Here is a 23,457-nt window from a genome sequence, read left to right on the forward strand (position 1 = left end):
CGATCGCCTAACTCACCATTGCCATATCCTGGAGACCGGAAACGACAGCTTCCGCTTCAGGAACAGTTCGGCAAAACCCGTCAAACCCGCGAAGGAGAAAACCAAAAACTTGACCCCGACCTGACCCAGACCCATCATCCACCCGGGTCAGTTCTCAGTGGAAACCCCGGGTCAGTTCTTCGCGGAAATCAACAGTCCGAGGTCGACTTTGCGCTGGTTGGGAAGGGCGTCTCCATCATCGCCATGGATGAGCAGGGGAGGCCCTCTCCATGAACAACATCTACATTCCGGCCTGGCACTATCGCGCACCCGGCATCGTCCAGCGGACCTGGGGCTGGAGCCCGGTCGAGGAAATGATCCTGCTGTCCCTGGACCGAAGCCCGGGGACGATCAATCACGTCTCCGAGACGCTCAAGATCCCCCGACAGGTGGTCGGCTCCACCGTAGCGCGGCTTATGCAGTTCGGGCTTGTTGAAGTCCGGCTCTCGCCCCATCCAGTCCTCGTCACCAGCAGTATTGGTCATGACTTCATCCGCACCGGCCGCGCTCTTCCTGAACGCTCGGCCGATCGTGAGATCGGCATCAGTGTGGTCTACGAAAAGGTCGGACTGTCCGTCTTCAGGACGAGGGACGTTGACACGATCCCAGTCACCAAGCTTCCTGCCAAGGGCGCAATCATTCGGTTTCCGGAAGGGGAGCCGCCAGAGACGCATTATTCGATGATGCAACGGGTCAACGAGTTCATGGTCGGAATGCTGAGGCCCGGAGAATGGCTGCGCGGCGTGCAGGCCAACAGCTCCTTCCTGGAGGCGAAATTCCTCGTGCTCGATCTCGATGAGATCGGTGCCGGCGTCTTTCCGCAAGGTGCCAGCGACCAACTCGTCGAGGCCCTCAAAGCGACAATCAAGACCGGCGTTCTACCGAAGACCACCACACCGCCACCCGAGCGTCCCGTATCTATCCAGACCCGGTTGAGCGCCAAGGACATCGTCGTCGGAGCCGAGCAGCACTTGCAACGCTTCGAGCAGATTGTTGGCGCCGCCAAGTCCAACATAATCATCCTGTCCACGTTCGTGGCTTCTCAGTCCGATGAACAGGGCCGTGATCGTCGGGAACGCATCGTGCGAGCCCTGGAGGATGCGTGTAAGCGCGGCGTGAGATGCCACCTCTTCTTCGGCACGTCGCTCGATCGCGCCAAGCACGCCGCGGCCATGCAGGAACTCTATCTGCGCCTGTCCGCTGCACGGCAAACCAGGGGATTTCTTCTGGTGCAGAGGGATCCGGTCGAGAGCCATGCCAAGTTCCTCGTTGCCGACGACGGCCACGACGGCGCGGTGGTGCTGATGGGATCGTGCAATTGGCTCCACTCTCCCTTCTCGGCCGTTGAGGTTTCAGCCGAACTCAAAGAACCCAACGCGGTCGCAGAAGGGCTGGATCTGCTCCGCGAGATTGTGTCCAGGCTCTCAAGCGCCAGCCGATCCGTGGAGGCACTGCAGTTCATGGCGTCCGAGCTGCGGCGCCAGCGAAACATGCTGTCGACATCTGAAGAGGCGCAGGCGCCGGCAGCGACGCTTACGATCCTGCTTGCCGCTGACCATGAGCGCCTGCTGCGCGCTGCGGCCCACGATGCGCAACAGCGCTTCGTCTGCTGTACCAACAAGGTGGGCGCGAACATGGTGCCGGCGCTGTTCGATCCCGCCGAAGTCGCAGGCCGGCGTCTCGGCGACGTTCGCATCTACTATTCGCGCCGGACCGGCCCGGTGAAGCGCAGCCACGTCACAAAACACCGCGAAAGGCTCCACGGCATAGTGGAGCTCACAGGTGTGCCCGAACCCCAGTTGCATGCGAAGTTTCTGGCTTGGGACACCGACCATGTCGTCGTCAGCAGTCTAAACTGGGGATCACAGTCTCGCCTCGAGGGCAACCCACTCGATGAAATCGGGCTCTATCTGGAGGGGCCCAACCTGGCGACGTCGCTGCTCAAGACCTTCGAGCATGAACTCGAATGAAATGGCCGCAGTGATCCTCTATCTCAGCGGCGCTGTGTGCTCGCAGTCCGGGAACTGGCTACAGCCCAGAAAGCGGCGATTGGCAGGTCCGCTTCGCTCGACCAGGTGACCGGCCCGACACGCTGGGCATTGTAGCAAAAGCTCGCCGTCTATCGTCTCGAAGCGCAGATCGTCACTAGCAATCTCGGAGAGCTCACGGATGTAGCGTGAGGGTTGCCTCGCGTTGGTGAGCAGGAAGACGCCGCGGCTCGCGCGGGTCAGGGCGACGTAGAACAGCCGCCGCTCCTCCGCATATTCGAACGTTTCCGGTCGCGGCATCACAAGATTGAGCAGCTCATCATCCTCGATCTGGCTCGGCACCCCGTAGTCGCCTTCGCTGACATCGAGCAGGATCGTGTAGTCCGCTTCCAACCCCTTGGCCCGATGGAACGACAGGCCCGACACCTCGATGTTGTCGAACCGGGGCGTTGAACCCTTGAACGGGTCGAGCTGGTTGTAACGCCATAGCACCATCACCTTGAGTTTCTGGCGCGTATCGCTCCGCCACTGTTCCGAGAGACCGCCGAGGAAGCTGTCTAGGCGCCTCAAGAGGCGCCAGCAGGCGTCGCCAAAGTTGGGTTTGACTCCATCGCCCTCGATCGGAACAACCCGGATCGACCTGGCGATCGCCGCCCGCGCCGAGCGTACCGACTTCTTGAGCTGCTCGGGGTTGCGCTGAACGAAGTTCGCGGCCGTTTCGGCAATGAGCTGGTTGCAGCGATAGGTCTGCTCAAGCCGGCCCTGCCAGCTCGCGCCGAAGTTTGCTTCGAACTGCGTGAAAATCGTGATGTCGGAACCAGCAAACCGGTAGATCGACTGCCAGTCATCGCCGACGGCGAATGTCTTTGTGAATCGTCTCTGGTGCTTCAGCGCCTTCACGAGGTTCGCACTCGGCTCGGAAATATCCTGGAACTCATCGGCAAGGATCAGGGCGTAGGGGCTCTGATACCTCCCGGTTTCTACGAGGCGCGTCGCATTGGCGATCATCGAGTCGAAATCGATGCGGTTGGCTTCCTCGAGCCTTCGGGAATAGGCTTGGGTGATGATCCACACCGCCCGCGCAAATTGCTTGGCACGGGTCTGATCGTGCAGCGATCCTGCGCGATCGAGCAGCATTTCGAGGGTCAGATGACTGGCGCGGATATGCTTGATGCAGACCGCGATCAGCTTGTGATAGTGCTTGACCGCCACCGGCTCGAGGGCGTGGACGATGGCAGAGTAGCCTTTGCGCTGAAATGGGATGTTGCGCTTGGAAAGTTCGGCTTCGAGCGTCTCGACGAGGGTGCCATTCTGCGCCTGTGCCGACGTCGTTTCGAATACGTCCAGCTTCGCCACGCGATATGAAGCCCGCTTGCTTTGGGCGTGTTCGACGTAGTTGGCGAAGGGCGACGAGCCGTCGGCATTGATCGCAAGATGCTCGTGGATCGTGTGGCTTGCCGGATAGTAGAAGTCCGGATGCAGGTGCCTGGTTGCGCCCTCTTCATCCTCGACCGCAACCTGCCGCTCGTACTCGAATTCCACCGAGTGCAGCCAGAGCCAGTTGACAATGGTCTGCTCCTGCAACGACTTCACAAAGACACCGGCCATCGTGCCGATCGTCGCGTTACCCCTGCGCCTGCGCACCGACAAATAGCGATCGTGATCGGCCTTCGTATCGAAGGCTTCGGCTGGGATATCGGCCTTGGGATAGAGGACAAGAAGATCGATCCAAATCTTGGCGAACTCATGATTCGAGCCGAGCAGGTCCTCGATGATCGCCTCGATGACCTTGGCCTCACCAGCGGGGTGCTCTACCCAGTCGGCAAGTTGGGGCGGACGGCCTTCAGTCTCTTCGATGATGCTGCGGCCCAGCGCGTGAAAGGTTGTGACGCGGCATTTCAGGTTCGCCACATCGACGCCGAGCTGACGGGCGATCCGTTCCTTTAGGTCCTCGGCCGCGCTCTTGTTGAAGGCAAGCACGAGGATCTCATCCGGGCGCTGAAGCTGCTTGGCGAGGACATACGCGACCTTGCCGACCATCGTTGCGGACTTGCCTGAGCCGGCCGACGCGACGAGCAGGTTGTTGTCCTCGAGCCTGATGCAGGCTTCTCGCTGTTGGTCGGAGAGGGATCGTCCATCGAGATCATCGAAGAATCGGCGGTACCTGGAGAGTTCGGCACCGACAAACTCGTCATTGTATCGGTGCCGAACGTTCACATCCGTGAGGAAGGCGAGCGACGCAGGCAAGGTTGCCTTCAAGCCTGGCGGCATCATCTGCGGATCGAAGAGCGGATGGGACAACGCCGTTGCCGCGTCGCCAGGAACGTCCGCAATGGCCCGCGCAAGATCGGCGTGGGCGAGATACTGCCGCTGATCATCCGTGATTGCCCGAAGGCGGATGTCCACTTCGCCCAGCTGGTCCGCGTGGGATGCAATCTGTTCGGACAGGTGGTTGTTGACGAAGCGATAGAGATCGGCGGCGAGTTGCTGGGCAGCCTGTTCTCCGAGACAGGCAAGACTGTCGACCCGATGGTGGGATCGCACGTCGACGTAGTGCCAAAGCAGCGCCTTGCTCACTGAGATGGCCGTTACATCGAGGCATGCCACGTCCATGCTTCCGGACGAGACCAGTCGCAGTCGGTCCGGCGTCGACGGATTGAGCACGAGCTTCCAGCGTCCCGACGGTAGAAATCGGGCGAAAAAACCAGGGCGATATGTTCGGCTGCGTCCAGACATTCTGGACTAGGTGCCACAACAATGGCAGCGTCGTCACGATGGCACGATTATACCATCGCGACCACGGCAGTTACGAAGAGCGACTGGCAGCCTCGCCGAGAACGGCTTCGCCGTATCTAGTGCCGCTAGTTTGAAACGACATAGACGTGGCCCTCGACGTCCTCTCCACGATCCCGGCGGACCAGAACGGGCCGGATCCAGATCAGCCGGCGTTCGAGATTACCCGCGCCATGGGCCTGCCGCCGCCAATGTCCTCGGCGCCAATGCGGCAGCAATTCGCGGCCGGATGGCATTGTAAGATCGGCTTGGGCTTCGGCGGTGTTCGGCGCGTTCAGTTGCAGAGTTATGTTTCGCGCCGAAAAGAAGCCCCTTTCCGCCAATTGTCCCATTGCGGTTCGGCGACGCTTGGGGGTGGGCCCGTGCAGAGCCCCGTCGACAAGCGACTGAGGCGCGTCCGTCGGCCAGGTCGGTTCGGAGGCGACGGGCTCGGCCGATAGCAGGCAGATCGCGTTGCAGAGGAGCGCCAGCACGCTGCGCATCGTTGGCAACGCCAGGACATTGAAGGCCGCGGCACGCTCAAAGCCGGTGGTCACTGGTTCCTCTACCAAGTATCCATCTTCGGCGGCTTGCCGGATTCCATCGACGAGCGCGGCTTGGGCTTCCGGGTCGGCCTCGAGAGCGATGTCGCTCGACGTCGTTGCGCGTTCGATTGCAGCTTCGAGCGTGTCTTGGACATTCGCCAAGATCTTGAGCGGGGCGTAGAAATGCGGTTCGGGATCGGCGATCCAGGCCGACTTTGCCCGAGTGGGGCTCTCCGTGCGTCGGGTCGTGACGTAGAACGTCAGGTAACGTTGAGGCCCAGCATCGTCGTCGATCGTGAACGTCTCGACATAGGCGCCATCGATTACGTTCGGAAGGCCGGGCAGACCAACCGAGAGGCCCCCAGCGAATGCAAGATAGAAGGCCCGGAACGGAAGCCGGATGTCGGCAAGCCGGATATCGCCGAGATCGGTCCGTCCAAGAAGGGCAGTCACCTCGCTCGGCAGGAGGAATGAATTGCGCCCGGCGCTGGCGAAATTCGCAATATGCGCGAGCGTGCTGACGGTCTTGTTCACCACATCCATGGTGGATGGGCGCTGCTCTAAAGCCATCCGGCCGAGGCCGGCATTGTAGAGCTCGACCACCTTTTCGGTCATCGCGTCCAGAGTCGCGCTACGCAGCAGGCCCTGCGGGTCGCGCCGAACGGCCTGCTGAACGATCCGTTCGGAGCCCGGAACGGCACGCAGGAAGCGCATGGGGTGAACGTCTTCGGCGCGAAAACTCATAACTAGCTAGGACTCCTCCATCGCTTTGGCAGCTGAGAAGCAGGACGCCAGGCACTCACCTGTCAAGTGCGGACCCGATCATCCTCATGCGAGTAGAGGCGATCCGCGACGAAGGCGCCTCACGCTGCCAGACGATGCTCTTCCTCGGATTGGCTCGCTGGTTCTCCCACGGCTTTGATCAGGAAGAGATCAAGCGCCGCTCGGCGGGAGTCACGATCCATGGCGTAGGCCGTCTGCTTGAACTCGATGCCCTCCAGCAGCCCCTTGATGTAGCCGGAGATGGTGTCGGCGGCCATAATCAGCGCTGTGTCCACGCTATGGATGTAATTGCTCGTTACGGAGCCCTTGGAGTGGCCGACCAGCGCGGCAATCGTCACCTCGGTGAAGCCAAGATCGTTGGCGATACTGGCAAAGCTGTGGCGCAGGACATGAGGTGTGACGTCGGAGAGGGGACTGTCCCTGAAGATCTGCTCCCAATGGTTCGGGAAGCTGCCGAACGCGTTGTTCTCGCGCTGACCGGGGAAGACGTAAGTGCCCACGGCGGTCTCGCGCCGCTCCTCTAGATATTCGACCACGGGCAGTCCGATTGCGCGAATGGATTCGCCTTCCTTGCTGTCCACGAGGCGCAGGCAGCTCCCTTCGGTGTCAGCCTCGATCCACATCAGGTTGATCATTTCCGAGCGGCGGCAGCCGGTGAGCGCGATCTGCCGTATGATGTCGACCGTCATTTCGTACTTTTCGTTCTCCGCCGCCTCACGAAGCATCTGGCCTAGAACGCGGTATTCCGCTTCGCTCAGACGGCGTTTGCGGACATTATCTTTGGGCTTCTTTATGCCGTGCGCCGGATTCATCTCGATGATGCCGGTATCGACGGCAAAGGTGAGGATGCCGCCAAGCAAACCAACGGTACGCGTTGCTGTGCCGGCACCGCCGCGCACGATGGCCTTTCCGCGCAGTTTCTTCGTCTTGACGGCGACGCGGGTCTTTCCGGCCATGATGTCCTTGAGGACCTTGTTGATGTCGGCGCGGGTGAGATCCTTGACCCGTCGGGTGCCGATCAGCGGGATGATGTGCCGATTGATGCGGCCGGTGTCGGTGCCGACCGTCGTTGCCTTTTTGGGCCGTCCGCCTTTCCCGAGGATCAGCCCTGCCTCTAGATCGGCGAGGTAGAGTGTGCAGAGCTCCTTCACGGTGATCGACTTGTGATCGAGTTGACGCTCCTCGGCCGGATTCTCGCCCTGAGCCACGCGGCCGAACTGGACCTTTGCCTCCTGGCGCGCGGTCTCGGGTGTCCAGACGCCATGTAGACCGATCGTGTAGCGGCGGGACCGGCCGAGCGCGCGATACTGGATGACGTAACTGCGCTTGCCGGAGGCGAAGACGCGCAAGCCGAAACCTGGTAGATCGTCATCCCAGATGACGTAGTCCTTATGGCGGATTTCGGAGGCATCTACGAGCCGTTTGGTGATCTTGGGCATAGCCGTTCTCCTGTCGGCCCTGGAATCCTGCGTAAGCACCACGTAAGCACGCGGGGGAAAGTCAGGGCGCAGTTTTGGATAGGAACGGTCGCTTCAAACGTGAAAAATATCCAGCGATTTCAAGTGGATATCGTATTGTGGCGTGCCCTATCGCGTCTTTCGGATAAGGCAGGTTTAATTGCTCCGAAGGCAGGGGCCGTTGGTTCGAATCCAACCGGGTGCGCCAAAATTATCATGTGTCTCCAATAGCTTACTTGAATATGTGCGGCGGTTTGCTGTGTGTCGGGGCAACCTTCGCGTAAGCGGAACACCTTGGTTTTTCGCTTCCTTCTGCCGGTGCTGCCGTGTGTACCAGCGCGTAAACCACTGATTTCGTTGCGGAGGGCATTCGAGACGAGCCAGAAAATGCTTGATCGCTGCCCAGGTGGGCAGCGATCAAAGGCGACTGAAATTCGGAACTGCTCTCGCGGTGCAGCTTCTCAGGCACGGGGTCCAAACAGTTCAGCGTAACGCTGGAGGTAGAGCGGCCAGCCTCCATCGGCGGCAACCCCATCGCGCACGCTTTCCCAGCCTCCACCGTGGCGTTCGAGCTTCCGGTGCTCAAGGTCGAGGCGAGTACGGTTTCCGGTCTCGGCAGTGAAGCGGACTTCCCACTCGCTGGCGTTGTTGGGATCGGTTTCAAGCCGCCATTGAGGACTAATGTCCCAGGTCAGGAGCACACGGTTCGGCGGCTCATATGCGAGCACACGTGCCCACCGACACTCGCTTCCATCCGCGCCACGGTCAACGATATGGCCACCGACGCGCGGCTCGAACACCGTCTCAGAAATCGGCGCCGGAAGCAGGTTGTGCTCTTTAGGCTTGAACTTGCCAAAATCCTCGGTGAAGACCTTAAAGGCTCGCTCAATCGGCGCGTCGACCACGATCGAGTGTCTGACGACGGTTTCTGGTGCGTGCATGTTCATTGTTCATTCCTTGGGTGGTTGTTCGACTGCTTGCTTGTAGGCAGCGAGCGTCTTCATCCAGAACCGGTCGAGTTCGTTCCGAAGAGCCGCCAGTCCCTCGCGCTCGACGTGGTAGATTCGTTGCTTTCCAGCCGGCGTGTCGGCCACGAGCTTTGCCTTCTTAAGCACCTTGAGGTGCTGAGAAACCGCCGACCGGGTCACCGGCAGAACACGAGCCACGTCGGTGACCGAGCGAGGATGCTCGGCCAACAGTTCGAAGATCGTGCGCCTGGTCGGGTCACCCAGGGCGGTCCAGCTGTGATTCGTATTAGTCACGACTAACGTGTTAGCATCTACTAACGCGAAGAGTCAAGCCGAGGTTGCCGCCCGCGTCTCGCGCGCGAACTGGCGCGCGGCTTCCGGTTCTTGAGGATGTCAACAGCGGGTTGCGTAGCGGGGTTACGTCGAGTTGCGCTTGGCTCTTCTCGCGCACTCAAAAATACTGACGCGTCACAAAGCGGCGATACGCTCCACTGCATCAGGGATCCGATGAAACGGTGGGCATGCTAGAGGCCGCCCGCGTGCAGGGTCAGTTCGAGCCGGTCCTGGAGAAGTTGCTTTACGAACAGCCGAAGTGGGCCGTGCATGGCGCGCCTGACCCCGAGGCGGCATGACGGTTCGTGGGCGAGGCAGGCCTGGATGTCGCCAAAGGGGCGCAACGACGCGAAGGCCGCCCCGGCGGTCGGCGCCGTCCTCAACCAGGACGTCGAAAGACATGAAGGCGATCAACCTGCAAGGCACGCCCACCTTCTTCGTTAACGGGAAGCCGCTGACGTCCTTCGGGCCGCAGCAGTTCTACGATCTGGGAGCCGCCAAAGTGAAGGCAGTGGAAGGCACTGCCACGCAGTAGTCACTTCGAGAGAGATCGGGCAAGTTGATCGACGATCAGCTTCGCGTCGTCACCCGCTCCCATGACGAGCGCCGAGGCACGGTTACGCTGCCACGGGCGTCCAAGGAAGAACAGGCCCGTGACGGGAGACACGTCGCGCGGGTGGACGTCCGTTTACTTCCAAGGCCTGTAGGCAAGGAGCCTGAGCGCGTTGGCTGTGACGAGCACGGTCGCCCCGGTGTCGGCGAGGATCGCCATCCAGAGCGTCGTCACGCCGAAGAGGGTGGTCGCGAAAAACACGACCTTCAGGCCCAGCGCGAGCGCGATGTTCTGCCAGATGTTGCGCAGAGTGGCCTGCGAGAGCGAGACGAGGTCGGCCACGCCTTCAACCCGGTCGCGCAACAGCGCCGCGTCTGCGGTTTCCAGCGCGACGTCGGTGCCGCCACCCATCGCGATGCCGACGGAGGCGGCCGCCAGCGCGGGCGCGTCATTGATGCCGTCGCCGACCATGGCAATCGGGCCTGCCTCCTTTAGCCTGCCGATCTCCGCCAGCTTCGCGTCCGGCAGCAGTTCGCCTCGGCCCTCGAGATCGAGACCAGCAGCGATCGCCGTAGCCGTGCGCTGGTTGTCGCCGGAGAGCATGATGACGTTCACGCCACGGTCCTTGAGCCGCCGCACGCCCTCCGCCGCATCTCCTCGTGGCTCGTCGCGCAGCGCGATCAGGCCTTCGACCCTCTTGCCCGCGAGAAGGACGACCACCGTCTTCCCTTCCTCTTCCAGCGACAGGATGCGTTGCCGGACGCCAACGGAAAGCTCGGTCTCGTCCACCGCGTGGCGAGGAGACCCGACCGACACGAAGCCGGACTTCAGGCGCGCGGTGACCGCCTTACCCGGCACGACGATGCCACCGCCGAATGTCGCGGGAAGCTCCAGCGCGCGTTCCTTGGCCGCTGCCACGATGGCGATGCCCAACGGGTGGCTGACGTTGCGCTCCACTGCGGCTGCCTTGGCCAGCACGTCGTCCTCGGTCCCGGACACCGCCACGATGTCCGTCACCTTGGGATGTCCGCGGGTCAGCGTCCCAGTCTTGTCGAAGGCGACCGTGCAGACCCGGCCGAGCGTTTCGAGCGCCGCGCCGCCCTTGATGAGCAGGCCCTGCCGCGCGGCGGCTGCCAGGCCGGAGGCGATCGCCGCGGGAGTGGAGATCACGAGGGCGCAGGGGCATGCGATCAGCAGCGTGGCGAGGCCGCGGTAGATCCATGTCATCCAGTCGCCGCCTAAAAAGAGAGGGGGACGATGATGATGATCGCGGCGACTGCCATCGCGCAGGGTGTGTACCAGCGCGAGAAGCGGTCGATCATGCGCGCCGTGGGAGCCTTCGATTCCTGAGCCTCCTCGACCATGTGGATGATGCGCGCGATGGTGTTGTCGGCGGCGACGTGGGTGATCCTGACCTTTAGTTCCCCGTTGGCGTTGATAGCCCCGGCATAGACCTTCGCGCCAGCTTCCTTCAGCACCGGGACAGACTCGCCCGTGACGCGCGCCTCGTTCACCTCGGACGAGCCTTCCTCGACGATGCCGTCCGAAGGAATCCTGTCGCCAGGGCGTACCGCGACACGGTCGTCGATGGCGAGCGCCTCGGCGGATACGGTCTCGGTCGTTCCGGACGCGGTCACCCTAAGTGCATGCCGGGGCACGAGATCGATCAACGCCTCTATGCCCGCGCGGGCACGTCCTGCCGCAACCGTCTCCAGAAGCTCGCCGACGGCGAACAGGAAGATGACGATCGCGGCTTCTTCCGCCTCACCTATCGCGACCGCGCCGAGTGCGGCCACCGACATCAGCGTCTCGATGGTGAACGGCGATCCCTGCATCGCCCCAGCGACGGCGCGGCGTGCAAAAGGAATGACGCTGACCATAGCGGCGGCCGCGAACAGCCACGTGTCGTATTGCGGCAACGCCAGGGAAACGAGAAACGCCGCGGCAAACAAGGTGCCCGTGATGAAGACCAGGCGGGCTTTGGCACCTCGCCACAATGGCTCCTTCGTCCGTCTGGCAGGGAGAGAAGGGACGGCTTCGGGAGCCTGGCCGACAGGATGGTATCCAAGCGCCCGGACCTTCTCCTCGATCACACGCCGCTGCGTGCGGTCCTGATCGAACTTCAGCGCCAGCGTTCCCGCCTGGTAGCTGACGCTGACTTCGCTCACCCCTGGCAGCCGCTGCATCGCGGTCTCGATCTTCATCGCGCAGGACGCGCAGTCCATGCCCTTGATCTGCAGCCTGATCTGACTTGCATTTGCCACTTCGGTCACCTCGACATCCTCGACGTGACGCATTAGCTAGGGCCTGTAGTCACTACAGGGTCAAGCTATGAGTGCCAACATTCTGACGATCGGGCATCTGGCCCGGGAGACGGGGACCAAGGTCGAAACAGTCCGTTTCTACGAGAAGTCCGGGCTGCTTCCGAAGCCAACCCGGACAGAGGGCAACTACCGCTCCTATGACCGGGCGCACCTCAACCGCCTGAGCTTCATCCGGCGCGCGCGGGATCTCGGGTTCTCTCTCGACCAGATCCGCGCTCTGCTGGCGCTGTCAGACGACCGCGAGCGCTCCTGTTCTGCGGTGGACGAGATAGCCAAGGAGCACCGGGGGGAAGTCGAACGGAAGATCGCCGACCTCCAGTCCCTGAAGAAAGAACTCGACCGGATGATCGACCAGTGCGGCTGCGGGGCGGTCGCCGACTGCAGGATTATCGAGTGCTTGTCACCGGTGCAGTCCTAGCTAAGGCGGTCAGCGAATTGGCAACTTGGGGCATTAAACGGACTGGCAGCTTCTCATGAAGAGCAGACACTCACGGCTCCGCGCCAATCCATCAAGATTTATCTCCCCCCGCGCGCAGCCGCGAACCAGAACCCGACGCACAGCGTCAGCGATCCGATGAAAATCGCGGCGAGCACCGCTTCGTAGCCGCCGCTCGCCTGCCAGAGGACCGCAGCCGCCAGCGGCGCGCCCGCTTGCATGAGGTTCATCGGCGCGACCAGCGAGCCGTTGACTGCCCCGTAGGCCTCTCGAGTGACCATCTCCGGGACCGCTAGCCCGCGGACGATCGTGATCATGCCGTTCGCCGCTCCGTAGAAGGCGGCGACGAAGGCGATGACGGCGACTTGGGGCGGCGCGACGGCGAAGCCGATGACGGCCAGCGGGAACACGACGACGATCGCCGATCCCAGAGTCCGCACGGGAGCCTCGGACGCGAAGGCGTGGATCAGGACGCGGCCGGCCACCTGCGCCGGACCGATGACGGACAGCACCATGACAACCCCTGTCGAGTCCAAGCCGCGCTCGAGCAGCAGCGGGTAGAAATGGTAGGTGAGGGACGAGAACGCCGCCGCATAGGAAATCCATGCCAGCATGAGCCCCCAGTAGGCGGGCCTGCGCATCGCCGCCCCGACAGCCGCCCGGCCCGCAAGCGGAGCTGCCTCGTCGGGCTGCAGTATCCGGGCCGGGATGTCCTTCCGCGGGTCGATGGCGAAGAAGTAGAGGCCTCCGCAGACGATGGCGTTCACGCCAGCAATGACGAGCAGCGCGCCGCGCCAGCCCTGCGTCTCGATCAGGAACTGGATGACCGGGATGAACACGGTGCTGGCGAACCCGCCCCACAGCGTCAGTGCCGTGATGCCCTTGCGAGCGTTCAGCAGCCCGACGCGCCGAGCAATGACGGCGAAGGCCGGTTCGTAGAGGGTGGCTGCCTGCATGCAGCCAAGTACCGCCAGGACGGAGTAGAAGGCCACGAGTCCTTCAACCTGCGACCAGGCGGCAAGCAGGATTCCCGCCAGCACCGAAGCGCCCGACATCAAGAGGCGACCGTAGCCGCGGTCGATCGCGGCTCCCACGGGATAGGCAGCGGCGCCTGCCAGCAGCATTCCAAGCGTGGCGGCCCCGTAGAGTTCGGTCTTCGACCAGCCGAGGTCCGTCCGCATGGCCTCGGCGATAAGGGGAAAGCCGTAGAACAGGGTTCCCCAGGAACAGATCTGGGCCGCTCCGAGAGCGCTTATGAACCAGTCGTTTCCTGCTCCCTCAGGGACTGCCCTCACGCGGCGCTCCGGCAGCAGGAATCAACTGCGGCGGCTGGCTCGGGAGTTTTCTCCGAGCAGCCGCAGCCGGCTTCGCCCTTTTCTTTCGCGATGGCATCGTCGGCGCAGCACGCATCCGCGCCCACGGGAGCCGGGCCGCCGCAGCACGAGGAGGCGTGCGATGCCGCAGGTGCACTGCATACCCCCGTCTCCGGGAGCACAAGGCGAACTTCCCGGGCCGCGGCACGGTCGCCAGCGATCTCGGCGACGACGGACCTTACCTGTTCGTACCCGGTAGCCATCAGGAAGGTCGGCGCGCGGCCGTAGGATTTCGAGCCGACGATCACCAAGCCGGGTTCCGGATGCGCGAGTTCATCAATGCCGTGCGGCGGGACCGTGCCGCAGGAATGGAAGTTCGGATCGATCAAGGGCGCGAGTGCCGGCGGCGCCTCGACGGCCGGGTCGAGCGCGAGACGCACCTCGCGGAGGAAGGAGAAGTCGGGGCGGAATCCCGTTGCGACCACAATCCGATCGACCTCTTCTTTCACCGAGACATTGTCCAGCGTCGCGGTCACCACCAGACGTCCACCGGACTCCACGACGCGTTCGGCCGCGAACGGGGCGAGCATCCGGAGCCGTCCCGCGTCGATGGCTTCCTTCGCCGCGAGGCCGAGTGCTCCGCGCTCGGGGAGTTGGTCGTTCAGCCCGCCGCCGAGCAGCTTCCCGATACGGTGCCGACGAAGCGCCCACAGGACCTCCGTCCTCGGCGCCTCTGCCTGCAGCTCAAGCAGGGCGAGCGCGATGTTGATGGCGGAATGCCCGCTGCCGACTACCAACACCCGCTTGCCCGCATAGAACTCGCGTTTCGCTCCGGCGACATCGGGAATGCCGTAGGCGATCCGGTCGGAAGCCTCGGCCTCGCCGGGTACTGGAAGGCCGCCGACGCCCATCGGGTTGGGTTTCCGCCATGTGCCGGAAGCGTCGATTACAGCCCGCGCCACCAAACGGTGCTCGCCTGCCCTGTCCCGATAGCGGATGACGAACGGAGCATCCGCCCGTCCGTCGTTCGACATCAGGTCGTGGCCGAGGCGAGTGATCCCCGTCACTTCCGCGCCGAGACGAAGCCCGGCCGCGATAGACGGCACCTTCGACAGCGGCTCGAGGTACTGGTTGACGATCTCCTGACCTGTAGGCAGGTAGCCGCCAGCGGGAGCCGCGACGCCTTCGTCGGCCAAGAGCGCCCGGGCGGCCTCGTCCACGTTGTAGTCCCATGGTGAGAACACCCGGACATGTCCCCATTCCAGGAGCGCGGCGCCGACACGAGCGCCCTGCTCGAAAACGACGGGTCGCAGGCCTCTTTCAACAAGGCGGGCGGCGGCCGCGAGGCCAACCGGACCGGCACCGACGACGGCAATGGGGAGATCGGTCATGGCAGCGCTCCTTCTTCGATATTTCTCGCATGTTCGAAATAAGCAGCTAAAAAAGGGGAGCCGTCATGCACGCTCCCGCGACCTCCGCCTCGGCTGCGCTTCCGGCGGGCAGGTACCGTCTGCGCAGCACTCATCCGCGAGGTAGCCGAGCAGCGCCTGCATTGCCGGGTACTGCGCTCGGCAGATCAGGGTTGTCGCATGCCGCTCCTGGCTCAACAGCCCGGTGTCCAGCAGCCTTTTGCAGTGATGCGACAGCGTCGAGGCCGGGATGCCAAGCTTGTCCTGGATGCTGCCGACCGGCAGGCCCTCGGCGCCGGCACGCACCAGGATTCGATAGATGTTGAGCCGCGTCGGGTTTCCGAGCGCTTCAAGCTGGAGGGCTGCCTGCTGGAGTTTCATGACCTGAGCCTAATCGCGGGATGCCCATGCGGTCAATTGAATTTCGATGATTGTCGAAATTCAATTTCCTGATCATCCGCCAGATCGAGTGCTGGTTCACTAGCTCCAGCACGTCCTCCGCGCTTTCGACGCGCTCGGAATAGCAGTCGGGCAGACCGCTGAGTGGGACGGAAGGAAACGACTGCGAATGCCATCTTGGCACGAACTGCGACTACGATCAGGCGGCGCGATTCGGCCCCTTTTCGCTTGATCACAAGGTACTGGCGCCAATCTGTAGTACAGAACCGTAGGTTACCGATCCATCATCGTGGGGAATGGCTCCGTCGGTCAGGACGGCGCGTTCGATCCTGTCCGTCCCCATCAGATGGAAGACCTCGGCTCCGCTTGCGAGGAGATGGTCGGCGATGATCCGCCGATGGCAGCGCCACCAGACGGCCTCGGAGCACATGATAGCGCATCGAAACTCGCTTCCAAGCGCCAGAAGCCGATCAAACCCTGCCTTGAAGTCCCCGGTGAGGGCGTAGTCCGCATAGTTGTGGAAGCTGCGGTTGCGCCACAAACCATTGGTTTCCGCAGGCACAGCCTCGACCTTCCTGCGTCGCCCGCCGAGCGGAACGATCAGTTCGTACCTGATCTGCGCTTGGGCCAGCGAACGGGCGAGGTTCTCGCTGTCGAACTGCGGATAGGTTCTTGATCCGGGCAGCCTGCGGACGTCGACGACCATGCCTATCCTGGCCGCCCGCAGCAGATCGATGAACTCGTCGGCGGTCCGGTTCGAATGTCCGACCGTGAAGAAAGGGTGGCTCATTTGGTTCAGGAAGACAGCTATTTCTTGCGGTCGCCTCGATCTCCCTGACCGGGTTTCGTGTCGCTCTTCGCCTGCCGCTTCTGGTCCTGGCCGAGGCTCCGCCCGACATCCTCGACCTCCTTGAAACGGCCTTCGTCGTCGCGGCGGACATATCGTTTGTCGCCGGGTGTCGGTTCGATCAGTTCACGCTTGGCTGCCATCGGGCGTCTCCTTCATTGGCCGACTCCCAACGGACCGGGAATCCTTCTTGTTCCCGATGGCGACAGCGGAGGCCCGTCCAGCATGTCCAGGCGGCTCTTCAGCCTTCCGAGTTCACCTCTTCGTCGATCACCATCCTGTCGAGTGGGATGTCGTGCCATTGCGGATAGATGGTCTGAAGCCTTGCCAGCGCGTAACCCACGCCGAATGTCAGCGGCCTGCTCGGCATCGCGGCCAGGATGCGGTCGTAGAAGCCGCCGCCATAGCCGAGCCTGAACCCGGCCTCGTCATAGCCCACCACCGGAGCCACCACGATGTCCGGAAGGGCCGCCACGCCCCCGGCCGGCACCGGAATGTTCCACACGCCCTTCTCCAGCTTCTCGCCAGGAGACCAGGTGCGGAACTCAAGCGGCCGTCCCTTCTCCAGCACGACGGGAAGGGCAAGTTGACCCCCGCGCGCCGCCACGCTGGAGGCCCATTCCCGGAGGTCCGGCTCCCCGCGAAACGGCCAGTAGATCCCGACGACGCTGCCCTCGACGGTTCCGATCTCCGCGTCAAGCCGACCGGCTATCCTGCGCGCGGCCTCTGCCCGCGCATCCGCGGGGATGGCAAGGCGCTCTGCGATGAGACGCTCCCGCTGTGACTTGCGCCAGCGCGCGACATCGATGGCCGTCTGTGCATCGCCCGGAGCGATCCCCGAATAGGAAGGATCGAGCTCGTGCATGAAACAGGGTGGAGACGCGTAGCCTGCCGCATCCCTTTGCTTGTCCGTCATGTCCGTCCTCCTGTGGCTGCGTGTTCGCGAACGGGGTCAGTGCCTGCCGCTCCGTCGCACGCCGTTGTCGACGCGACGTCCGTGGTTCTTGCGTCGAGCGCAAGGGATTCGGGCGTCTGTGCAGGCAGCGCCGGCATGATACGGAAGTCGGACCGCTCAGCTGGCGGCAGCGCCCGGCTGCGCACCGAACGCCAGAGCGCATAGAGGCCGTAGAGCGCGTATACGCCGCCCATGGCGACGAAAAATCCGTCCGGACCCATCTCGTCCATCAGCCTGCCGCCGAGCTGCGGTCCGACCATGTTGCCGATCCCGTAGACGATCAGCAGCCCGCCGGACACCTGCAGGAACTCGTCGGCGCTCGCCTGGTCGTTGGCGTGGGCGACGTTCAAGGCGTAGATGGTGAAGAGGACCGAGCCGAGCGCGAACACGCCGGTGACGATCGCGACGGGATCGGTCGGGGCGACCATCACCATGCATGCGGAGATCGCGGCGCCGATCGCGCCAGCCAGCGCCATGACGTAGCGCCTGTCGATCCGGTCGGAGAGCCAGCCGAACGGCACCTGGAAAACCACGCCGCCGACCATCGCGGCGGTCAACATCGTGGCGATGCCTGTCTCGGTCAGTCCCGCCGCCTTGCCGTATAGCGGGCCGAAGTAAATCCAGTTACCGAAGATCACGCCTGCCAGAAAAGACCCCACGACCGCTGCAGGGGATTTCCGGAACAGGGCCCGTGCGTTGATCGTCACTTGCGTCAGCGGTTGGGGCGAAGGGGCGACCGATAGTGCCACCGGAAGCAGCGCCGCCCCGAAGGCGAGCGCGCCGACCATGAAGAGCGTCTCCTTCGTGATGTTCCCAAGCGGCAGGATGAACTGGCCCACCGCAACGCCCGACATCGACACGATCATGTACGCCGCGAAGACCGTCCCCCGGCTGGCGTTGTCGACGCGTTCGTTCAGCCAGCTCTCGATGACCATGTAGCCGCCGACCAGCGTCATGCCGCCCAGCGCACGGAAGAAGCCCCAGGCGACCGGATGGGGGACGAGCGCGAGCAGTAGCAGCGAGGCGGCGAGCAGCGTCTGCAGAACCGCGAAGACCCTGATGTGACCGACGCGGCTGACGAAGAGGGGCGTGAGGATGCAGCCTGCGGTGAAGGCGACGGCATAGGCAGTCCCGATCCAGGCGATGGCCGTCGATGACCAGCCTTCGGCGGACGCCCTAAGCGGGACGAGGACGTTGCCCAGCCCGGTCCCGACCATCATCAGGAAGGTTCCGAGAAGCAGGGCGGTGAAGGAGCGAAGCTGCTGCCACAAGATGTCGCTTGCCGTAGATGTCGATGCATGGAGCTTAGGCCATTCGGTCGGCACGGAACCCCTCGAATGCGTCGTCTGCCTGGCGCTTTCCCGCCATTGGCCGAGGGCGTGTGCAGACCAAAGCGTTCGGTATCGCGCCGAAGCAGAAGTTGGGCTTTGTCATCACCTGCGGTAAGCTGCCAATGGGATGCACTCGGTCGCGAGAGGGAATTGCCATGACGAAGTGGATCATGCTGGCAGTCGGCGTGCTGCTCTCGGCGAACGGCTTCTACACGCGCACCTATGACTTCCCGAATGACACCCCGGTCCGCTATTGCTTCAACATGGATGCTATCGGGGTCTACGGATGTTTCCATAACCAGCTGATGCCCATGCTGATCGCCTGGGCACCGTTCCTGATCGGGCTCGCACTCATCGCATGGTCTGTCGTCCGCGTGATCCGGAGAGCCGCCTGACTGGCTCGTCCGGTTGGGAAAGCAGCGCGGTTCCGCTGGCTTGACTTTCCGGTCGCGAAGGCCCACGTCTGGGGCATGTGCAGCACCGACCGCCACCTCCTTATGTTCTTCAGGGTGTGCCCCATCGCGGGCATCTGACCCCCGGCCAGGTCGCGTCGCGCCCCGGCCGCGGGGCATAGGCTGAATTCCCGCTGCTGCGGAGTCAGTCTCAAACAGCGGCAACATCCCAATCTCAGCAAGCGCCAGCGCCACGTCGAACACGTGCGCGCGGACCACAGTCATAAGAGGGCCGAGAACCATGGCTCAGGCAAACAAGAAGCACCGCAAGCCTGCGATCACCGTCACCCGCACCGACAGCGAGCGGCTCTGGCGGCTGGCCGAATCCTTCGCCGACCGGAATCCCGCAGTGGCCGAAGGACTCATCGCCGAACTAGACCGCGCGAAGGTCGTCGACGACGGACGGCTCGCCGCGGACGTCGTCCGCATGGGGTCTTCGCTGCGCTTCACCAGCGATCTCGGCGAGGACCGGCGCGTGACGCTCGTATTCCCGGGAGAAGCGGACATCGCCGAAGGCAAGGTATCGATCCTCACGCCGATCGGCGTCGCGCTGATCGGACTCGCCGCCGGCCAGTCCATCGACTGGACCGCGCGCGACGGACGCACCCATCGACTGACGGTTGAATCCGTCGACGCTCCCGGGTCACAGGCAGCGTCAGTCACGCCGTCGGCGGAACTGCGCGCCGCGTCATGACCGAAATCCGCCCGCCCTGCCGCCTCTCGCTTTTCGGGGGCTGCCTCATCGCAGGATAGCTGCCCCTGCGCCGCGCCAGTGCGGCCCAGGGGATTCTCCAGTGCGCCACAACGTAACCGCTCGAAGCCGAGCGATGGAGAACAGCTATGACGAGAGAGACCTGCTTCCTCACGACGAAGGACTTCACGATCCTGGAGGTGATGCGTGACCGCTGCCTCGGCCAGGACGATCCGCTCGCGCCGATCCTCAAGCGGAAGATCGAGGCGGCGACGGTGATGTTCCGCGACGACATCCCCGTCAACGTCGCCACCCTCAGCAGCCGGGTGACCTTCAGCGTCGACGGCCGCGATCCCGACACGCGCATCATCTCGCATGACCGGATGACGTCGCCGATCGGCATGTACCTGCCGATCACGACGGCGCGCGGACTGGCGCTGCTGGGCCTTTCCGAGGGCCAGGGGTTCGCCCTGCGCAACGGCGACGGCGAGGAGGAGCGGATCGTGCTTCACGAGGTTCACTACCAGCCCGAAGCCGCGAGGCGCGAGAAGGAGGCGCTGGAACGGCCCGGCACGCCGACCTTCGGCAAGCCGAGCCTCCGCGTGATCCGGGGAGCGTTCTACGACCAGCCCCGCCTCGTGCCGGTCGCCCATGACGGCTTCGACGATCCCGGCCCGTCGGCCGCCTGAACGTCCGCGGCGGCGCAGGAGAAACGAATGACCGAATACCTTGTCCTTGCCGCGGCGGCTTTCTTCGCCGGAGTGCTGAACACAATCGCGGGCGGAGGGACGTTCCTGACATTCCCTGCGCTCGTCTATACGGGCGTGCCGCTTGTTGCCGCGAATGCGACCAGCGCGGTCGCGGTGTTCCCGGGCTACCTCGGAGGAGCGATCGGCTTTCGCCGGGAGACTCGAGGCGTTCGATCTGCCGCGTCTCCTGCGCATCGTAGCCTTCACGGCGATAGGAGGACTCATCGGCTCCCTGCTCCTTCTCGTCTCCTCCAACGAAGCCTTCGCGTTCGTCGTGCCGTTCCTGCTGATGCTCGCGACCGTCGCATTCGCGTTCGGTCCCCCCGCATCCAGGGCTGGGCCAGCCGGCACAGCTTCGGCAAGGCGGAGGGACCTTGGGGCACGCTGCTCGTCTCCGTCTACGGCGGCTACTTCAACGGCGGACTGGGGATCGTGCTGCTGGCGTTTTTCTCCCTGTGGGGTATGCGCGACATCAACGTGATGAACGGGCTGAAGAACGCGCTGTCCTTCGTGCTTTCCGCGATTTCAGTCGCCACCTTCGCGGCGGCGGGCATCGTCGCATGGCCCCAGGCGGCCCTGATGATGGCGGCGGCCACGATGGGCGGCTATGTCGGCGCCCCTGTCGCAAGAGCCCTTCCGGCGTGGATGGTGAGAGCAGGGGTCATCGCGGTCGGCGTCACGATGAGTACCGTGTTCTTCTGGAGGCTCGTGGCATGAACGGGCTGACGGCATGTCGCCGGACCACGATCCGAAGACTTTGGAGGCGCGGCAGGGCCGTATTGACGCGGCCCTGCCCGTTCCGAAACGCTAACGCCGCTTTGCTCCAAGTTTCGGCGCGGCGATCGCCGACACTGTCGACGCAGCCTGAACCTTTTTCTCCTTGGGTTGCTTAGGCTTTCGGACTTCGCGGTTGCCTCTTCTCGTCGCCATTTCGGAATTCCTTCTTCCAATGTCCCAGCGCCTGGGCCGCGTCGGAACGCTCGAACCCCCGGCGGGAATGTTTCGTTCTATGGAAAGGGCAGCCCTGGTCCTGGGCGTTCGCCGCGGACCAGGGCTACAAGCCTGCTTGGGGCCGCCTACGGAAGGGGAGTCCGTATGAAGGAATTCTAGTCATGGCTCACATCATGACCAGTTAAATAGCAAAGTCAAATATAATCGAGCAAAGGCAACCAGCGACGCAAGGCCGCAGTTGATCTTTGTCTGTTGAAATATTTCGCAGAATTGACTATATATTTGATATGTTGAATTTCCGCCAAAAGAATAACTGGTTTGCTTTTCTAGCGCCATCCCTGACCCGCTCCTAGCCCCGAGCGGCTCGAACGCACGCGTTCGCCGCCTCGGGGCTTCCAAGAAGACAATCAGAGCATATCGCGATGGCGCGTTCCTCCCGTGAACGCACCCGTCGCAATGCACGCCGCCTTCGCATTCCTGCGCGCGCGGCTCGATCAACTTTTTGAACGGAGCGGCAATCATGTCCCAATTCAAGCGATCAGGAACCCATCCAGCATCAACCCGTCGCGCGGGTTTGCGCGCGACAGTCGCGGATCTCATCTCCCGCGCGACGCATCGTTGGCACCGCGGCCAGGCGGCAGCAGCGCTCCATCGTCTCGACGACTGACAGCTCGAAGACATCGGCATCTCGCGGAACGACATCCCCCGTGTCGTGGCAGGGCTGGTCCCCTCGAACATCGAAACCTCGACACGAGATGCCCGGATATCGACGCATGCCGACCGGCTCCTGACGGCGGCTAGGATGCAGTGAAGGAGGCAGTAATGGACTTGACCACCAGTACGATCGTGGCCGTAGGACTCCTCGGCATGATGATCATCGCGTTCCTTGTGATCTGAAGAGACAAGCCTCTCGCGACTGCGCGCCATCGCGATGGGCGGCCTGGTTGAGCTCGCGCTGTGCAAGCAGATCAGGATGTCCAGGCTCTGTCGTGAGCCGTGCCAGAGCGGGCGACGGCCATCCTGAACGCTGCATGTAACGGCCTGCTCCGGCACGGCCCCGACAATGCGGTTCGATTTCGCGGCAGGCCCAGTTATCGGAACGCATGCGCGAGTCGCCTACGCGACCGAGGCCTGGGTCGGGGGAAAGGCACGATCGCGGATTCGCACAGGCACAGGCCACGCAGTCTAGCACGGCGTGGTGGTCGCATGAGGGCTTGGCGCGCGTGCGGTGCGGATCGCGCAGCCAGATGCATCAGGGCACCCGGTCGTTCGCGACGATCCCTCCTTCGCCCTCCAAGCGTGCGATCCGTTTCGCTTCAGATTCGGTGAACTTCAGCCGCACGCCGATGCCGCCGCCATTCTCGTCGATGAACACGGCGCCGAGTTCCTCCAACGCTGCCTGGAGCGCCTTGATGGTGACTCCATCCGGCTTGTCGAGCTTTCGTTCGAAGTCGTGAATTACGGTTTCGTCGATTCCGGAGCGGATCGTGAGCTTCCCGCGGGTGATCTCGACTAGCGCTCTTGCCGCCCGGCACTGCGACCCAGTTATCATGCCATCCTCCTTCGGTTTTTCGTGGCGGCCAATCTTCTCCTGCGGCTCTTCGGTTGCAAGGGCGGCGTGGGGTCCGGTGGAGGTGGAACTCCTCGTCGCAAGATTCGCCGCAACGTGGCGGCGACCAGTTTCGATTCAAGGGCCGTGCCCTCTCTCATGCGTAGGTCCGTGGAGAAAACAGGCGCCGATAGTAGGCCGCTTCGCAATGAAGTCGATGATAGACAGCTGCGGTCCGCCCGGTTCGGCCAGAAAGCAGGCACATCAGTATGACTCCAGCAATGCCGGGCATCGCTTTGGCGGCATAATGTCGCCTCGGAAAGCAAGCCGCGAAGCCCTATCTAACAGCCATGTGCATGGACACTTTCATCAAGGTTTCGAGGCTTGCCGGGAACGGACGCGTCCGCCCCCGGAGCGGGCTTCCTCACCCTGAATTCCGCACCTGATCCTGCTCCGGGACATCTCTACGAAACCTGCGGTCTACCCCTGCGGCGCCAATCGCCGCATCGATGGAGCGTACGATGAGAACTCCCCGTTCACGGCTCGTCTGCCGTCCCTGCAACCGAAATCTCCCGCTGTCCGCCAGCCGCTGTCCCTGGTGTCTGACTCCTGT

21 protein-coding genes and 1 pseudogene are annotated in these 23,457 nt (G+C 63.3%); 8 read left to right on the forward strand and 14 right to left on the reverse strand.

Translation table 11 applies throughout. The annotated features are described in order from the left end of the window. Both ABMA59_RS26450 and ABMA59_RS26455 read left to right on the forward strand, forming a co-directional pair. The coding region (locus tag ABMA59_RS26450) for an ATP-binding protein (RefSeq protein ID WP_349007100.1) at positions 1-124 on the forward strand (124 nt) is incomplete at its 5' end. Between the two features lie 145 nt (positions 125-269). After that, complete coding sequence (locus ABMA59_RS26455; protein WP_349008375.1) at positions 270-2,009, forward strand: phospholipase D-like domain-containing protein; 1,740 nt, start codon at positions 270-272, stop codon at positions 2,007-2,009. Positions 2,010-2,027: 18 nt separating this feature from the next. Here ABMA59_RS26455 and ABMA59_RS26460 read toward each other — a convergent pair whose 3' ends face one another. The 5 genes from ABMA59_RS26460 to ABMA59_RS26480 all read right to left on the reverse strand — a co-directional run bounded on the left by ABMA59_RS26460 (position 2,028) and on the right by ABMA59_RS26480 (position 8,846). After that, positions 2,028-4,604, reverse strand: coding sequence for a UvrD-helicase domain-containing protein (locus ABMA59_RS26460; RefSeq protein WP_349008376.1), 2,577 nt, complete (start codon positions 4,602-4,604; stop codon positions 2,028-2,030). A gap of 284 nt (positions 4,605-4,888) precedes the next feature. Further along, a complete protein-coding gene (locus tag ABMA59_RS26465) occupies positions 4,889-5,947 on the reverse strand; it encodes an AcrVA2 family anti-CRISPR protein (RefSeq protein WP_349008377.1) in 1,059 nt (352 codons plus the stop codon). A gap of 260 nt (positions 5,948-6,207) precedes the next feature. Next, the gene (locus ABMA59_RS26470) at positions 6,208-7,566 is read right to left on the reverse strand and encodes a tyrosine-type recombinase/integrase (protein ID WP_349008378.1); all 1,359 of its coding nucleotides are present in this window, start codon (positions 7,564-7,566) and stop codon (positions 6,208-6,210) included. 479 nt (positions 7,567-8,045) lie between these two features. Further along, positions 8,046-8,531, reverse strand: coding sequence for an SRPBCC family protein (locus ABMA59_RS26475; protein WP_349008379.1), 486 nt, complete (start codon positions 8,529-8,531; stop codon positions 8,046-8,048). A 3-nt stretch (positions 8,532-8,534) separates the two neighbouring features. Then, a complete protein-coding gene (locus tag ABMA59_RS26480) occupies positions 8,535-8,846 on the reverse strand; it encodes an ArsR/SmtB family transcription factor (protein WP_349008380.1) in 312 nt (103 codons plus the stop codon). Positions 8,847-9,285: 439 nt separating this feature from the next. Here ABMA59_RS26480 and ABMA59_RS26485 point away from each other — a divergent pair, with 439 nt between their 5' ends. Next, the gene (locus tag ABMA59_RS26485; RefSeq protein WP_349008381.1) at positions 9,286-9,420 is read left to right on the forward strand and encodes a hypothetical protein; all 135 of its coding nucleotides are present in this window, start codon (positions 9,286-9,288) and stop codon (positions 9,418-9,420) included. 153 nt (positions 9,421-9,573) lie between these two features. Here the strand turns inward: ABMA59_RS26485 and ABMA59_RS26490 are convergent. After that, positions 9,574-11,702: pseudogene (locus tag ABMA59_RS26490) on the reverse strand (heavy metal translocating P-type ATPase). A 67-nt stretch (positions 11,703-11,769) separates the two neighbouring features. Here ABMA59_RS26490 and ABMA59_RS26495 point away from each other — a divergent pair. Next, positions 11,770-12,180, forward strand: a complete 411-nt coding sequence (locus ABMA59_RS26495) for a MerR family transcriptional regulator (protein ID WP_349008382.1) — start codon at positions 11,770-11,772, stop codon at positions 12,178-12,180. Positions 12,181-12,278: 98 nt separating this feature from the next. Here ABMA59_RS26495 and ABMA59_RS26500 read toward each other — a convergent pair whose 3' ends face one another. The 7 genes from ABMA59_RS26500 to ABMA59_RS26530 all read right to left on the reverse strand — a co-directional run bounded on the left by ABMA59_RS26500 (position 12,279) and on the right by ABMA59_RS26530 (position 18,392). Then, the gene (locus ABMA59_RS26500; protein WP_349008383.1) at positions 12,279-13,493 is read right to left on the reverse strand and encodes an MFS transporter; all 1,215 of its coding nucleotides are present in this window, start codon (positions 13,491-13,493) and stop codon (positions 12,279-12,281) included. Further along, positions 13,490-14,902, reverse strand: coding sequence for an FAD-dependent oxidoreductase (locus tag ABMA59_RS26505; protein WP_349008384.1), 1,413 nt, complete (start codon positions 14,900-14,902; stop codon positions 13,490-13,492). The genes ABMA59_RS26500 and ABMA59_RS26505 overlap by 4 nt, the downstream gene beginning before the upstream one ends. Before the next feature lie 63 nt (positions 14,903-14,965). Continuing rightward, positions 14,966-15,301, reverse strand: coding sequence for an ArsR/SmtB family transcription factor (locus tag ABMA59_RS26510; protein ID WP_349008385.1), 336 nt, complete (start codon positions 15,299-15,301; stop codon positions 14,966-14,968). Positions 15,302-15,551: 250 nt separating this feature from the next. After that, complete coding sequence (locus ABMA59_RS26515; RefSeq protein ID WP_349008386.1) at positions 15,552-16,109, reverse strand: DUF488 domain-containing protein; 558 nt, start codon at positions 16,107-16,109, stop codon at positions 15,552-15,554. 17 nt (positions 16,110-16,126) lie between these two features. Beyond that, positions 16,127-16,309: a hypothetical protein gene (locus ABMA59_RS26520; protein ID WP_349008387.1), complete on the reverse strand. Its 183-nt coding sequence runs from the start codon at positions 16,307-16,309 to the stop codon at positions 16,127-16,129. A 98-nt stretch (positions 16,310-16,407) separates the two neighbouring features. After that, entirely contained in the window at positions 16,408-17,082 is a 675-nt protein-coding gene (locus ABMA59_RS26525) for a 5-formyltetrahydrofolate cyclo-ligase (protein ID WP_349008388.1), read from the reverse strand. Then, complete coding sequence (locus tag ABMA59_RS26530) at positions 17,079-18,392, reverse strand: MFS transporter (protein WP_349008389.1); 1,314 nt, start codon at positions 18,390-18,392, stop codon at positions 17,079-17,081. Before ABMA59_RS26530 ends, ABMA59_RS26525 begins: the two co-directional genes overlap by 4 nt. 215 nt (positions 18,393-18,607) lie before the next feature. On the opposite strand from ABMA59_RS26530, the gene ABMA59_RS26535 reads away from it, so the two are divergent. The 4 genes from ABMA59_RS26535 (at position 18,608) to ABMA59_RS26550 (ending at position 21,061) form a co-directional block, all read left to right on the forward strand. Beyond that, positions 18,608-18,847, forward strand: a complete 240-nt coding sequence (locus ABMA59_RS26535; protein WP_349008390.1) for a hypothetical protein — start codon at positions 18,608-18,610, stop codon at positions 18,845-18,847. 298 nt (positions 18,848-19,145) lie between these two features. Then, the gene (rnk, locus tag ABMA59_RS26540; RefSeq protein WP_349008391.1) at positions 19,146-19,598 is read left to right on the forward strand and encodes a nucleoside diphosphate kinase regulator; all 453 of its coding nucleotides are present in this window, start codon (positions 19,146-19,148) and stop codon (positions 19,596-19,598) included. 146 nt (positions 19,599-19,744) lie between these two features. After that, positions 19,745-20,284, forward strand: coding sequence for a GreA/GreB family elongation factor (locus tag ABMA59_RS26545; protein WP_349008392.1), 540 nt, complete (start codon positions 19,745-19,747; stop codon positions 20,282-20,284). A gap of 27 nt (positions 20,285-20,311) precedes the next feature. Continuing rightward, a complete protein-coding gene (locus tag ABMA59_RS26550) occupies positions 20,312-21,061 on the forward strand; it encodes a sulfite exporter TauE/SafE family protein (protein WP_349008393.1) in 750 nt (249 codons plus the stop codon). Positions 21,062-22,547: 1,486 nt separating this feature from the next. Here ABMA59_RS26550 and ABMA59_RS26555 read toward each other — a convergent pair. Beyond that, positions 22,548-22,847 (reverse strand): XRE family transcriptional regulator, encoded by a 300-nt coding sequence (locus tag ABMA59_RS26555; protein WP_349008394.1) that lies wholly within the window; start codon positions 22,845-22,847, stop codon positions 22,548-22,550. Positions 22,848-23,457 lie beyond the last annotated feature (610 nt).

This window comes from Mesorhizobium yinganensis (assembly GCF_040081985.1).
GTDB lineage: Bacteria > Pseudomonadota > Alphaproteobacteria > Rhizobiales > Rhizobiaceae > Kumtagia > Kumtagia yinganensis.

What these genes read in the sequence shown, in the direction of transcription:
- ABMA59_RS26455 (WP_349008375.1), top strand. Translation starts at nt 270, where the DNA reads ATGAACAACATCTACATTCCGGCCTGGCACTATCGCGCACCCGGCATC.
- ABMA59_RS26470 (WP_349008378.1), bottom strand. Translation starts at nt 7,566, where the DNA reads ATGCCCAAGATCACCAAACGGCTCGTAGATGCCTCCGAAATCCGCCAT.
- ABMA59_RS26475 (WP_349008379.1), bottom strand. Translation starts at nt 8,531, where the DNA reads ATGAACATGCACGCACCAGAAACCGTCGTCAGACACTCGATCGTGGTC.
- ABMA59_RS26485 (WP_349008381.1), top strand. Translation starts at nt 9,286, where the DNA reads ATGAAGGCGATCAACCTGCAAGGCACGCCCACCTTCTTCGTTAACGGG.
- ABMA59_RS26495 (WP_349008382.1), top strand. Translation starts at nt 11,770, where the DNA reads ATGAGTGCCAACATTCTGACGATCGGGCATCTGGCCCGGGAGACGGGG.
- ABMA59_RS26505 (WP_349008384.1), bottom strand. Translation starts at nt 14,902, where the DNA reads ATGACCGATCTCCCCATTGCCGTCGTCGGTGCCGGTCCGGTTGGCCTC.
- ABMA59_RS26510 (WP_349008385.1), bottom strand. Translation starts at nt 15,301, where the DNA reads ATGAAACTCCAGCAGGCAGCCCTCCAGCTTGAAGCGCTCGGAAACCCG.
- ABMA59_RS26515 (WP_349008386.1), bottom strand. Translation starts at nt 16,109, where the DNA reads ATGAGCCACCCTTTCTTCACGGTCGGACATTCGAACCGGACCGCCGAC.
- ABMA59_RS26520 (WP_349008387.1), bottom strand. Translation starts at nt 16,309, where the DNA reads ATGGCAGCCAAGCGTGAACTGATCGAACCGACACCCGGCGACAAACGA.
- ABMA59_RS26525 (WP_349008388.1), bottom strand. Translation starts at nt 17,082, where the DNA reads ATGACGGACAAGCAAAGGGATGCGGCAGGCTACGCGTCTCCACCCTGT.
- ABMA59_RS26535 (WP_349008390.1), top strand. Translation starts at nt 18,608, where the DNA reads ATGACGAAGTGGATCATGCTGGCAGTCGGCGTGCTGCTCTCGGCGAAC.
- rnk (WP_349008391.1), top strand. Translation starts at nt 19,146, where the DNA reads ATGGCTCAGGCAAACAAGAAGCACCGCAAGCCTGCGATCACCGTCACC.
- ABMA59_RS26545 (WP_349008392.1), top strand. Translation starts at nt 19,745, where the DNA reads ATGACGAGAGAGACCTGCTTCCTCACGACGAAGGACTTCACGATCCTG.
- ABMA59_RS26550 (WP_349008393.1), top strand. Translation starts at nt 20,312, where the DNA reads ATGACCGAATACCTTGTCCTTGCCGCGGCGGCTTTCTTCGCCGGAGTG.
- ABMA59_RS26555 (WP_349008394.1), bottom strand. Translation starts at nt 22,847, where the DNA reads ATGATAACTGGGTCGCAGTGCCGGGCGGCAAGAGCGCTAGTCGAGATC.